At 29.5% G+C, this 13830-nt stretch carries 11 protein-coding genes; 1 reads left to right on the top strand and 10 read right to left on the bottom strand.

Features of this window, described 5'->3' with window-relative positions:
- Genes FBE93_RS03195 through yajC form a run of 10 tightly spaced genes read right to left on the bottom strand, consistent with a single transcriptional unit; the run spans window position 1 to window position 12453 of the window.
- On the bottom strand, window positions 1-2937 hold the full coding sequence (locus tag FBE93_RS03195) for a DEAD/DEAH box helicase (RefSeq protein ID WP_002932752.1): 2937 nt from the start codon (window positions 2935-2937) through the stop codon (window positions 1-3).
- Complete coding sequence (locus tag FBE93_RS03190; RefSeq protein ID WP_002868630.1) at window positions 2937-3332, bottom strand: polymer-forming cytoskeletal protein; 396 nt, start codon at window positions 3330-3332, stop codon at window positions 2937-2939. Before FBE93_RS03190 ends, FBE93_RS03195 begins: the two co-directional genes overlap by 1 nt.
- Entirely contained in the window at window positions 3269-4171 is a 903-nt protein-coding gene (locus tag FBE93_RS03185; RefSeq protein ID WP_002866112.1) for a M23 family metallopeptidase, read from the bottom strand. The genes FBE93_RS03190 and FBE93_RS03185 overlap by 64 nt, the downstream gene beginning before the upstream one ends.
- Window positions 4158-5342 carry a folylpolyglutamate synthase/dihydrofolate synthase family protein gene (locus FBE93_RS03180; RefSeq protein WP_072225868.1) on the bottom strand — a complete coding sequence of 395 codons (1185 nt, stop codon included), beginning with the start codon at window positions 5340-5342 and terminating at the stop codon, window positions 4158-4160. Before FBE93_RS03180 ends, FBE93_RS03185 begins: the two co-directional genes overlap by 14 nt.
- The gene (locus FBE93_RS03175; protein WP_002858150.1) at window positions 5308-6705 is read right to left on the bottom strand and encodes a hypothetical protein; all 1398 of its coding nucleotides are present in this window, start codon (window positions 6703-6705) and stop codon (window positions 5308-5310) included. Before FBE93_RS03175 ends, FBE93_RS03180 begins: the two co-directional genes overlap by 35 nt.
- The gene (gene lptE / locus FBE93_RS03170) at window positions 6689-7201 is read right to left on the bottom strand and encodes an LPS assembly lipoprotein LptE (RefSeq protein WP_002860199.1); all 513 of its coding nucleotides are present in this window, start codon (window positions 7199-7201) and stop codon (window positions 6689-6691) included. Before lptE ends, FBE93_RS03175 begins: the two co-directional genes overlap by 17 nt.
- On the bottom strand, window positions 7198-9627 hold the full coding sequence (leuS, locus tag FBE93_RS03165) for a leucine--tRNA ligase (protein WP_002892217.1): 2430 nt from the start codon (window positions 9625-9627) through the stop codon (window positions 7198-7200). Before leuS ends, lptE begins: the two co-directional genes overlap by 4 nt.
- Before the next feature lie 9 nt (window positions 9628-9636).
- Window positions 9637-10608, bottom strand: a complete 972-nt coding sequence (secF, locus tag FBE93_RS03160; protein WP_165434170.1) for a protein translocase subunit SecF — start codon at window positions 10606-10608, stop codon at window positions 9637-9639.
- A complete protein-coding gene (gene secD, locus FBE93_RS03155; RefSeq protein ID WP_002866115.1) occupies window positions 10608-12188 on the bottom strand; it encodes a protein translocase subunit SecD in 1581 nt (526 codons plus the stop codon). Before secD ends, secF begins: the two co-directional genes overlap by 1 nt.
- Window positions 12181-12453, bottom strand: a complete 273-nt coding sequence (yajC, locus tag FBE93_RS03150; protein ID WP_002786346.1) for a preprotein translocase subunit YajC — start codon at window positions 12451-12453, stop codon at window positions 12181-12183. Before yajC ends, secD begins: the two co-directional genes overlap by 8 nt.
- Here yajC and FBE93_RS03145 point away from each other — a divergent pair.
- Complete coding sequence (locus FBE93_RS03145; protein ID WP_002932742.1) at window positions 12426-13751, top strand: apolipoprotein N-acyltransferase; 1326 nt, start codon at window positions 12426-12428, stop codon at window positions 13749-13751. The two genes, yajC and FBE93_RS03145, sit on opposite strands and share 28 nt — an antisense overlap.
- Window positions 13752-13830 lie beyond the last annotated feature (79 nt).

The following is a 13830-nucleotide window of genomic DNA, read 5'->3' as shown; positions in this document are numbered from 1 at the left end:
TTAAGCCTTTCTTAAATGCGTCAAAATTGCCTCTAAAATATCATCATCGTCTTTGCTTTTTGCCTTGATGAGTTCTTTTTCATCATTTAAAGCAGTAAATTGAATATTTTGCTCATAATTGCTAATACTTTTAAATTTATTTAAAGCTAAAATTTTAATGATAATCAAAGATAAAAATTGCTTAGTATAAACATCAAGTTTTCCAAAGCGATCTTCAATTTCACCTTCGATCTCATAAACCTCATGAACCTGCTCACACTTGCTAAGTCTTCTATAAAGTTCTAATCTTAAGCGATCTTCGCTGATAAGCTCACTATTTAAAAAGGCATTAACATTGAGTTTTAAATCAAGTTTATTTTCTTTTTGATCCACTTCATTTTTACTTAAAGCATTAAGTTCATCTTCTAACATTTTAAGATATAAACTATATCCAATTTGCTCGATATGTCCACTTTGATCTACGCCTAATAAATTTCCACCGCCACGAATTTCAAGATCATGATAAGCCAAAACAGAACCTGCGCCTAAAAAAGAATTGCTTTCTAAAGAAACTAGACGCTTTAAAGCATCTTTTGTGATAGCATTTTTATCTTCGATTAAAAAATAACAATAACCTTGCTTATCACTTCTTCCTACACGCCCACGCAATTGATGCAAATCAGCCATACCAAAACGATCGCTTTTTTCTACTATGATAGTATTTGCATTAGGTAAATCAATCCCACTTTCTACGATAGAGGTACTTAAAAGCAAATCATATTCTTTGTTTTCAAATTTCAGCATTTCTTCTTCTTGCACCTTGGCATCGATTTTAGAATGTAAAATCAAAATACGCAAAGTAGAAAAAAGTTCTAATAAATGTTTTTTACACTGCTCTATACTTGCAATATGATTATGAATATAAAAAATTTGCCCACCACGTCTTAACTCTCTTGCTATAGCTTCTTTTAAAAGTGCGTCATCATTTTCTTTGACAAAAGTTCTTACATCCATTCTATCTTCTGGTGGAGTTTGTAAAACACTATAAGATTTTATAGAACTTAAAGCTTGATTTAAGCTTCTTGGTATAGGGGTTGCTGACATGGATAAAATATGTGAATTTTGAGTGATTTCTTTAAGCTTTTCTTTTTGCTTTACTCCAAATTTATGCTCTTCATCAATAATAACAAGAGCTAAATTTTCACATTCTACACTTAAAAGCGCATGAGTTCCTACAACTACACAAGCTTTATTTTCTTTTAAATTTTGTAAAACTTGTTTTTTTTCTGCACTACTTGTAAAGCGATCCAGTTTAAAAACCTCTATATCAAAAGGATCAAAACGCTTTTTTAAGGTTTTATAATGCTGATGAGAAAGCAAAGTTGTAGGCGCAAATAAAAATGCGCAAAATCCACTTTTAACTACTGGATAAATAGCATTCATAGCAACTTCAGTTTTTCCAAAGCCCACATCACCACTTAAAAGCCTATCCATAACTTTTCCACTTTGAAAATCTTGCAAAATTTCATGACAAGCTTTCTCTTGATCGCTTGTATAAATAAAACCCGCACTAGTTATAAAATCAGCTTGTCTACTTAAATCCACTGTGATTTTTTTTGCTTGCACTAAAGATCTTTTAGCTGCCATAATAACAATTTCAGAAGCTATGGCTAAAAGTTTAGTTTTTAATTTTTCTTTAAGTTTAATAAAGCTTGTTTTACCTAGTTTGTCTAAACTTGGAATAGATCCACTCACGCCCAAATATTTATCAATCAAATAAAGATTTTCCACTGGTAATAAAAGCTTATCAGAATTTTGATACTCTATAGCAACAAACTCTTTTTTTGCTCCGCTTATCACTATCATCTCAAGACCTAAAAATTTACCTACCCCATAATCTTCGTGTACTATATAATCCCCATTTTTAAGCTCATCTATAATCAAACTAGCTTTTTTTCTTGTTTTTTGTTTTTCTTTTTGATTTAAAGAAATGATTAGCTCTTCAGGACTAATAAGATTAAGCCTTAAATCACTTTTTACAAAATAGATATTTTGAGTATCTTCAAGCTCTAAAGCTTTAAATAAAGCTTCGTTTTTAGCTAAAAGTGTGATTTTTTTATTTTTATGAAATTCAAAAAAATCTTTATTGTAAGAACTTTGCAATTCTTTAAATTTTTTAGCTTGAGGTAAAATTTTTGCATTCACAAAACTTATATCTTTTTCATATTCGTTAATATCAAACTTTTCACAAGCTAAAAAATCAAGTTCTAAATAATCAAAAAAATCATCAATACACCAAAACCCTAAAGAATTGATATCATGTATTAAAGTATCACTTTGAAAATCTTCTAATTTGTCCTTAAAAATTTCATAATTTTCTTTGTCAAAATATTTTAAAAAAGGACAAATTTCAAAATGTTCTAGTTCGTTAGGAATAGACTTTTGACTTTGCAAATCAAAATATCTTATACTTTCAATCTCTTCGCCAAAAAGCAAAATTCTAATAGGATTTTCTTCATTGATACAAAAAATATCAATAATATCCGCACGAATTGAAATTTCACCTTTATCCTGAACTATATCTACAAATTCATATCCCAATCTTGAAATTTCATCTTCAAAACATTTCAAATCAAAATTTTGTTTTTTATCGATATGATAATTTTGCAAATGTTTTTTTGAAGGAAGTTTTTTTAAAACAGTATTTAAAGGAGAAATAAGGATTTTTTTTTCTTCTTCTTTATGATAAGCATTTAAAATCTTGCAAAGATCAAAAAGTTCTTTGGAAAAAGCCCTTAAATCATCTCCAAACTGCGCTCTAAAATCAGGTAAAACAAAGGTTTTTAAACCCTTAAATCGTGAAACTTGAGCGAGTAAATCTGCTTGTTTTTCATCTTTACAAAGCAAAAGTTCACAAATTTTTGGATTTTGTAGGTATTCATAAAATGAAGCTTGCATTATTCTTCGTTATTATTTTCAATAAGTTTGATAGTATCTTCTTTAATTTTACTAGTTCCATTAAAGCGACCGCCATTTTCTATAGAAATTTTTTGCGTTGAAATATCGCCATTAACAACTCCGCCCGCTAAAATTTCTAAACTATTGGCCTCAAGTTGCCCTTCAAAATACCCATTTACTACAATTTTATCTGCTTGTAATTCACCTTTTAAATTTCCATTTTTTCCGATAACCACAATGCTTTCAGAATGAATAATACCACTTAACTCTCCATCAACATGAAGCATAGAAGCAAAATAAAATTTACCCTCAATTCTCGCACCTGAAGAAATTACTGTTGTTTCTGAGCTAGAGCTGGATGTTGGGCTGATACCGCCTTTATTAAAGATTGCCATGGAACTCTCCTTTCTTGATTAAAAAAATCATTCATATTTTTTCTTTGCAAATTTAAAAAATACAAAGGTTCTAAAGTTTTATTAATAAACCTTACCTCATAGTGCAAATGCGGTCCCGTAGAAAGACCTGTATTGCCACTATAACCTATCAACTGCCCCTTGCTAACAAATTGACCTGCTTTGACTACTTCTTTGCGCATCATATGAGCAAATACTGTTTTAAAACCAAAATTATGCAATAAAATTACATTATAGCCATAGCCATTATCACTATAACCTGAAAATTCCACTACTCCACTTGCTGGTGCATAAATAGGAGTACCAATTTCTGCTCTTAAATCAATACCAGGATGAAATTCCCTTCTTTTTAAAAGCGGATGCTCTCTCCAGCCAAAATTTCCTGTAATGCCTTTATTTTCAATAGGCCATCCATTAGGAATTTGTCCCAAAATTCCAAGTTGCTGCTCATTGGTAAGCTGAAGATTATCAAGTCTTGCACTAATTGTAAGATTATTTTCTGCTTCTAAGCCCAAAGCCTCTTCAAAAGAAGCTATTTTATCTTCTATAGCTGCATACTGCTGAGTTTTTTCTTCTATGCTTTTTTGCATTTGCGAATTAGATAATTCCAATTCTTTGCTTTTTTTCAAAAGCTCCTCACGCTTTTCGCTGATATCGCTAAGTTTGCTATCGAGATATTTGATATAAAAACCACTAAAAACTAAAAATAAAACAATAAAAGCAATAGTATAAAAAACTATTTTTTTGATTATTTGATTTAAATAAAAATGTCTTGAACCGTTAATATCTGTAATGGTAATAGTGAATTTATTTTTTACCACACCACTCCTTTAAAAAATTTTCTACCAGCATAAAAGAACCAAAAACTAGATTTTTTTTATTCTCTTCTAATTTTACAAATTCTTTACATTGTATGCCTAGCTTTGATGCAATATCATAAATTTCATCATCGGCCAGCTTTCGTTCTGCACTTTTATATTTATATATTTGTATTGTATCAATAATAGGCTTTAATGTATTTAAAATTTGAAAAATATCCTTATCCAAATAAGCATTATAAATAAGATTTATTTTTTCTCCTTGAAATTTATCAAGCATAGCCTTAGCAGCCATGGGATTATGACCCACATCAACAAAAAAATTTGGAGAAATTTCTTGGCATCTTCCTTGTAAATTTAACTCTTGTAACTTTTTTAAAGCCTCTAAGGTTTTTTCTTGTGAAGTTAAAATTTCACAAGCCTTTAATGCAAGCTTTAAATTATGCTTTAAAAAACAAGGTAAAACAAACTTTTTACAATAAATCTCAAATTTTTCTTTCAAAAAAGGATTTAAGGAAGAAACTTGTAAATTAGCTTTTTTTAAAAAAGCAATTTTTTTTGCTAAATTTAAAACATTTTGCTCTTGCTCATCACTTATAAGTGCTATAGGCGCCATAACTTTAAGCTTGGTTCTTGCAATATCTTCTAAAGAATTGCCCAAAATTTGAATATGGTCAAATCCAATTCTTGTAAAAATATTCATTCTTCTTTCAAAAACAGAAGTAGCATCATATTCTCCACCCACTCCTGCTTCTAAAACAATGAAATCGCATTTTTGAAATAAAATCATAGCTAAAAAAGTAGCATATTCGAAATAACTTAATTTTTGCAAGTCTTGTTTAAAAATTTCTTCAAGTCTTATATGAGCTTGTTCTAATTCTTCATCATTTGCAATCTTACCATCAAGATAAAATCTTTCATTAAAACTGAAAATGTGCGGGCTAGTATAATGCCCTATTTTATAATTTAAATTTTCTAAAAGTTGGGTTAAATATCTACCCGTGCTACCTTTACCATTTGTACCTATAAGTTGAATTATAGGAATATTTTTAAAATATTTCTTATATTTTTCATACATTCTAAACATCAAAAAACGATCAATTTTATCGTAATTTATACTTTTTTGAGCTAAAAAATTCTCAACTTTCATTATGTTGTTCATTAACCGCTGCAATTTGCTTTATTAACTCATCTAAAATATTAATACTTGGCTTACTTTGCTTATCAAGATAAGCCACGTGAATTTTAGGAGTTATAATATCTTGCTTATAAATAAATCTAAAATTTTCTATAGTTTTAAGATTTGTATTTACAAGCTGTGTAATTTCATCTTTGCTTTTTCCTGGCGAAACAATCAAATAACTCTTTTCATCTATCATCCACAGTTCATCAAATTCGCTACAAGAATCTTTTAAAATTTTTTTAAATCGAACAAAAATTTCATTCAAACTTCCCATACCGTATTTTTCCATAATGAAACGGTAATTTACTATAGAAAATAAAGCTAAAGAATAATTAACTTTATACTTATTAAAATTTTCATCCATTTTATCAAGCTCTTTAAGAACACTCCAAGCCTCTCTCTCCTCTAAGCTTTGCGTGAATTCAATTTGATTATTTAAAGATGTAATTTTTTCTCCAAGTTGTTTAAATTTTAGTTTTAAATCCTCAAAACTAAGTTTTACTTCCCCATTTTCATCTGGTTTTAAGGTATTGATAAAATCCATATTTTTTTCATTCGATTTATTAAGCAAGACAAGCAATTCATAAATTTTTTTTAGATTATCATTAAAAAAATTTAAATTTTTTTGGACATACATATTATCAACCATTATACGATGATTTATAAATTCCATTAGTTCATTTTTAAAATTTTCTTCGCCTATTACAAAAGGCTTTTGTGTTAAATTTTGTATAAAACCTTGAATTTTTAAATCTTCTACCAATGAAGGATTTAAACCCAAGCATAATAATTCACTAAAGTGCTCATAACTACGCTCTTCAAGCTTGACTAAGAGTTTTTTAATCACGCTATCATAATCATCATATTTACTAATGCCATATTTACGAGCTTGTTCTTCTAAGTCATTTTCATCGTAATTTCTTTCAAGCTCTTTCCATTTTTTAGTAAGCAAGTAAATACTTTCACTATCCATAGTTTTAGAAATTCTAATCGAAGTCACCTTAGCCAAATCTCTTATTTTTTTATCCTTACTTATTTGCAAAGTTTTAGATATGGTATATAAAAAATCAAAAAATTCACTAAATTGTTTTCCGCTTTGTCTATTTAAAACAGAAATTAAAAAACTAATTAGTTCTTCTAAACTTCTTATAGTTTTAGAATTTAATTCTTGTTGATAAATCGGCAAAAGCAAGGTTTTGTATTTGTCAAGTTTAGCTTTATTTGAGCTTGTGATACCATATTTTAAAGATAATTCTTCAAAAATTTCCGTATAATTTTCAGGAGTTGGTTTTAGTTTTCTTTCTTTTAATGCAATTAAAGTTTGCTTTGCTATTTCATTAGTATTTGGAATCACGTTTTTGCCCTTTAATAGCAATTACGGAAATAAACTCATCAAATGCCTCGCTTGAAGCTGCTCGAATAGCCTCATACCTTGCAGAATCACTAATAATACTATTTGGAGAAATTTCAAAATTATAACTTCCACTTGTACTAAAAGCCTGACTTGAACCATCTTTAAAGACAACATTAAAATCTAAATTTAATTTAGCTTTATAACTAATAACATAGCCATTTTTATCATAAGCTAAAGGAATAAATTCTAAATTATTCATTTTAACATTAATTACATCATCTGCCTCGTGTTTTAAAGCAAGTTTACGCCCTAATTTTGAAATTACCATTTCTTTTAAAGTATCGGCAACATAGATACTATTTTTTGGATCTTGTTGACTTAATTCAACATTAACATAAACCTTCTCATCGAAAATATTATTAGCGATTTTTGATGTAGGAACATATCCACAAGCACCTAAAAATAAACCTATACAAAAAATTAAAATCTTTTTCATTTAATCACTAGATTAACTAGCTTTCCTTCCACATAAATTTCTTTAACTATACTCTTACCTTCAAGCCATTTAGCAGTATTTTCTTTTGCAAAAGCTAAAATTTCTTCTTTGCTCGCACTACTTGAAATTTCAAATTCAGCCCTTTTTTTACCATTAATACTTACAGCTAAATTTAAAGTATCTTTTACAAAAACCTCTTCTTTAAGTTCTAATTTTTTGAAATTTTTACATTTAAAAAGCTCCTCGCTAAGCTCAAAACAAACATGAGGAATAATAGGCTCTAAAATATTTAAAATAATATAAAAAGCCTCTTGCTCCAAAGCTTCATTTTTACAAAGCGCTAAAGCATTTAAAGCTTCCATGCAAGCTGCAATTAAAGTATTAAAAGCAAAACTTTGATGATAAACTTCAAAAGATTTTTTCAAAGCTTCATATACCTTTAATCTTGCATATTTTTCTTCTTTGTTTAAATTTTCTTGTTTTAATTCTACAAGCTCACCTTTTTTAACATTTTGCGCCCTATCATAAAGTTTGCAAATAAATCTATAAGCCCCTTCAACAGCATCATCATTCCATTCAAGCTCTTTAGCCGGAGGCGCAGCAAAAAGTATAAAAAGTCTTGCGGTATCAGCACCGTATTTTTCTATAATCTCATCAGGATCTACAACATTGCCTTTTGATTTTGACATTTTAGCACCATCTTTTAACACCATACCCTGAGTTAAAAGTCTATCAAAAGGTTCATTTTGCGTTAAATAACCCAAGTCTCTTAAAGCTTTTTGGAAAAATCTCGCATAAAGTAAATGCAAGATTGCATGTTCAATACCACCTATATATTGATCCACACTCATCCAATACTTCACACTTTTTTCATCTAAAGCTTTTTCCTGCCAAGTTTTCTCATCACTTGCAAAACGTGCAAAATACCAAGAACTTTCAAAAAAAGTATCTAAAGTATCGCTTTCTTTTTGAGCCTCTTTGCCACATTTGGGACAAATACAATTTTTCCAAGTTGGATGTTTATCAAGTGGATTGCCCTCTCCTGTAATTTGCACATCTTCAGGCAGAGTAATAGGTAAATTTTCTAGTTTTTGAGGTACTATACCACAGCTTTGACATTTAATCATAGGAATAGGCGCACCCCAATATCTTTGACGCGAAACACCCCAATCACGAATTTTAAAATTTACAACCCTTTTTCCTATATTTTTAGCTTCAAACTGAGAAATAATTTTTAATCTTGCCTCATTACAATCAAGATTATCAAATTCTTGACTATGGATTAATTTTCCTGATTTTTGCGTATAAGGTAAATTTTCTTGAGTTTGAATAACTTGTTTGATGGCAAGATTATATTTTGTTGCAAATTCAAAATCTCTTTCATCATGAGCTGGAACAGCCATAACCGCTCCACTACCATAATCAGCCAAGACAAAATTAGCCACCCATAAAGGAATTTTTTCTCCGCTTAAAGGATGAATGGCATAAATTCCTAAAAAATAACCTTCTTTTTCAGAACTTTGTCTTTCTCTTGGGCTTTGATTTTGAATAGCTTTGATTTTATTTAATACATCTTGATTTAATAAATTTTGCGAAAGCAAATTTTGAACAATTTTATGTTCTGGAGCTAAAGCGATATACGAAACTCCATAAATTGTATCTGCTCTTGTAGTAAAAACTTCTAAAGAACTTTCTTTAGTTTTTTGCTTGCTTTCTTCGTCTAAATTTAAAGAAAATTCCAAACCTTCGCTTTTACCAATCCAATTTTCTTGCATAGTTAAAACTTGATTAGGCCATTTATCTTTTAATTCTTCTAAATCTTTTAAAAGTTCCTCAGCATAAGCAGTGATTTTTACATAATAACCTGGCATTTTTTTCTGCACCACTTCATGACCACAACGCCAACATTTTCCGTCTTCAACTTGCTCATTAGCCAAAACCGTTTGATCTTGCTCACACCAATTCACATTTGCTTCTTTAGTGTAAATCAAACCTTTTTCAAACATCTTAATAAAAAATTCTTGCTCAAATTTTGTATAAAGTGGATCTGAAGTAGCAAGCATTCTTTTTTTAGAAAAAGAAAAACCTAAAGAAAAAAGTTCTTTTTTCATATAAGCTATATTTTCATAAGTCCATGACTTAGGATGAATTTTATGTTTAATAGCTGCGTTTTCAGCAGGCATACCAAAGCTATCAAAACCTATAGGATGTAAAACATTAAATCCTATCTTGCGATAATATCTTGCTAAAGCATCACCTATAGTATAATTTCTTACATGCCCCATGTGAATGCGTCCGCTAGGATAAGGAAACATCGATAAAATATATTTTTTAGGCAAATTTAAATCATCTTTTGGCTCAAAATATTCATTTTCATCCCAAATTTTTTGCCATTTTTTTTCTATTAAACTTGCTTCATAAGCCATAAATTCTCCTTACACTGTTCCTTTTTCATACATTGCACGATTGTGTTCTTTATCTTGTTTTCTTTTTGCTTTTTCAATTTCTTTATTTCTAAACTCAAGCACACTAAATTTAAACCATAATAATGTCGGACTTGCAACAAAAATAGAGCTTAAAGTTCCCGCTATAATACCTACAATTAAAGCCAAAGAAAATCCTTGTATCATTTCCCCGCCAAAGAAATAAAGTATCACAACGGTTGCTAAAGTTAACCCTGAAGTTAAAACCGTTCTTGATAAAGTTGCTGAAACACTTTCATTGATAATAGGTGCAAGTTCGGTTTTTTTACTTGTTTTAATGCCTTCTCTGATTCTATCAAAAATAATAATTGTATCATTCAAAGAGTACCCAAGCACAGTTAAAACAGCAGCCAAAGTATCTAAATTAACATCAATTTTAAATAAAGAAATTGCCCCTAAAGTAATCACAACATCATGAATTTCACTGATTATAGCCGCAAGAGCAAAACGCCACTCAAAACGCAACGCTATATAAATTAAAATTGCTATCAAAGATACAGCTATAGCCATAAGTCCTTTATTTCTAAGTTCATCACCTACTTTTGGACCTACCACATCAGCACGACGCACTTCAAATTTTCCCGTATCCTTTAAAAGAGTGCTTATATGCTCGCCTATATCATTGCTTACATTATCGTTGCTTCCTAAAAAGCGTATGGTTACTTCTTCATTGCTTCCAAATTCAGTTACAGATAAATTTTGAAAAGTTCCTTGTTTTTCTAAAATTTCTCGGATTTGTGTTATAGGACCTGCATTTTCATATTTAAGCTGAACTAAAGTTCCTCCGCTAAAATCAATACCATATTGCAAACCCCTATCCCAAAGCAAATAAATAGAACCAAAAAACAAAATAAAAGAAAGAGAAATAGCAGCAAAACGCATTCTCATAAAATCATAAATTTTCTTTTCGCTAAAAAACTGCATTATCTTCTCCTGTAACCAAACCAAAATCTTGTATTATTACTTTTTTCTATGCGTTGCATAAAATAATCAAACATTCCGTGAGTTCCTAAAATAGCTGTAATCATAGAAACGACAATACCAATTCCCAAAGTCACAGCAAAACCTTTAACTGCTCCTGTTCCATAGGCATAAAGTGCTACCGAAGTAACTAAAGAAGTGATATTTGAATCTATAATCGCACTCATAGCATTTTTATAACCTTGTTCTATACTAGCTCTTATATTTACTCCATCTCGCAAGAGTTCTCGTATGCGCTCATTGATAATCACATTTGCATCTACCGCCATACCCACAGTTAAAACAAGTCCTGCCATCCCTGGTAAAGTTAAAGTTGCTCCAAACATAGCCATAACAGCCACTACTACCAAAACATTAACCAACATTGCAATATTTGCAAAAATTCCTGCCACACCGTAATACATCATCATAAATATTACAATAAAAACCGATGCACCGATTAAGGCTATCATACTCATTTTAATACTATCAGCACCTAAAGATGGTCCTATACTTCTTTGTTCAAGTAATTTTACAGGCGCAAGCAAAGCTCCACTTCTTAAAGCTACCGCCACATCACGCGCTTCTTCTTGGGTAAAAGCTCCACTGATTTGCCCACTACCTCCACCTATGCGTTCATTGATAGATGGAGCAGAATACACTTTATTATCAAGTACAATAGCAAGACGCTTTCCAACATTTGCTCCTGTATAATCAGCAAATTTTTTAGAACCCTCGGCATTTAAAGTAAAATTAATTACAGGATAATTACTCTTATCACTAATCCCTACTCTAGCATCAGTAAGCATAGATCCATCTAAAATAGGTATGCTTTTTAAGGTATATTTTAAATTTGGATTTCTAGAATCAGACACTAAAATCAGTCCATAACTCGCAGCCTCAGCATCACTCATTGTAGAAGCTTGACCCATTTTAGAATCATCAACTTCCATAAGTTGCAAATGTGCTGCTTTTGTGATGCGTTCTTTTGCTCTTAGTTCATCTTCTTTGGTTTTAATCCCTGCAAGTTCAACCAAAATCTTATCATCACCTTGTTTAGCAACTGTTGGCTCTGCTAAACCAAATTGATCAAGCCTATTTCTTATGGTTTCAACTGCTTGCAAAAGTGCAAAATTTTCTATATTTTTTACTTCTTCTGAGGTAAAAGAAATTTTATAGTGCATATTTTCACTTTGTATATTAATTCCTTTTATTTCTTTAAGCAAATTTTCAACTTTTGCAATATCTGCATTATCAAGCAAAGTAAATTCTAAAATATCATCATGGGTATTTAAGCCATCATTTAAAATATTTTCTTTATTAAAAGAATAACTCAATGAAGATGCAATTGATTTTATTTTAGATTTTACAGCTTCTTCATTATCTACACCTAAGAGCATATAAAGCCCGCCTTGCAAATCAAGCCCTAAATTAATCTTCGCACCACGTTCTGACTGCAAAAAAGAAGGGAGTGAAAAAGCCACTCCAAAAATAAATACCGCTATAAAAATAATCAAGCGATAATTGATTTTAGAATTACGCATCAATTTTCTTTGCTATAAATTCTCTTGAAATTTTTGCAGTAACATTGTCTTCATTAAGCTTAACTTTGATAAAATCCTCCTCTGGTTTTACGACTTCACAAATAAGTCCGCCATTAGTGATGATTTTATCTCCTTTTTGCAAAGACTCAAGCATTTGTTTATGTGCTTTTGCTTGTTTTTGTTGCGGTCTGATCACCAAGAAATAAAAAATTGCAAATAACACTACAAGAGGTAACAATGAAGTTAAAATTGAATTTTCTGCCATATTTTTCCTTTATTCCAAAAAAATTAAACACTAATTCTATCATTTTTAAAATAATAAAAGTCTTTTTTATTGCAATTTTACTTTCAAATTCTATTTATCTATCATTTTTTGAAAATATTTTTACACAAACTATTAGCCCATTTTTAGCTATTTGGGGGTTAGTTTTACTTCTAAAAAGTAAAAATTCTAAACAATATTTTTGGATAGGTTTTTTTGTAGGGATTCTTTGGTTTTGGTGGATTGGTTTATCTTCAATTTATTTTAATCTAAACTATTTAGTGCCAATTATACCAATTATCATTGGTTTTATTTATGGACTACTTTTTAGATTATGTTATTTATTAAAATTTGATTTTTTAAGGCTTTGTGGAATTTTTTGCATAAGTTTTATTCATCCTTTAGGATTTGATTGGCTTAATTGGGGAATTTTTACAGTTTATGGTTTTTTTGACCCAAGTTATCGTGGCATTATTTGCATATTTTTAATAGCATATTTCATCTATGAGGGTTATATATCAAGATATTATAAAATAGCCATTGTTCTTATTTTATTCTTTAGTGGATTTCAATATAATGAAAAACAAGCTCAAACTCTTAATTTAAACTATAAACTCATCAATACTAATATCTCTCAAGATCAAAAATTTTTACAAGAAAATTTAAAATCAAATTCTGATATCTTAATTCAAGATATACTTCAAGCTATAAATGAAAAAAAAGAACTTGTAATCTTGCCTGAAACCGCTTTTGCTTTTGATTTAAAAAATACCAAATATGAGCTCATGCTTAAAGAATTATCTTATAAAATCACCATTATTACAGGAGCATTTCATGTTGAAAAAGAACATACTTACAATAGCACTTATATCTTTAAAAAAGGCAATGTCTATATTTTAAATAAGCATTTTTTAGTTCCCTTTGGTGAAGAAATTCCATTTTTTAAAGACTTAACAAAAAAATATTTTCTTAAAAATATTGAAGAATTTTCTAAAGGTCCTATACAAAGCAAATATAAATTAGATAATCAAATTATCACAAATGCAATTTGTTATGAAGCTACCAAAGAACAAAACTATCAAAATTCACAAATTATTATAGCCCTAAGCAACAATGCTTGGTTTAATAATAGCAGCGAATACAAACTCCAGCAACTCTTAATGAAATTTTATGCAAGTAAATATGGGGTTAGTGTTTATCATGCTACAAATGGCAAAGAGAATATAGTTATACTCCCTAAAAAGCTTTTAAATAAAGATTGGAAAAATTTATCCAAAGAAATATTTAATGATAAAAAATAATATTAAAATTTTAATTTTAAAGTAATTTAAGTTATTTTATATTATAATTCTGTCAAACAATATTTTGACTTAGAGGGGT

The organism is Campylobacter sp. CFSAN093229, from assembly GCF_011068225.1.
In the GTDB taxonomy this organism is placed as follows: domain Bacteria; phylum Campylobacterota; class Campylobacteria; order Campylobacterales; family Campylobacteraceae; genus Campylobacter_D; species Campylobacter_D jejuni.
Note: the sequence above shows the minus strand (reverse complement) of the source record. Positions and strands in the feature narration are given on the sequence as shown.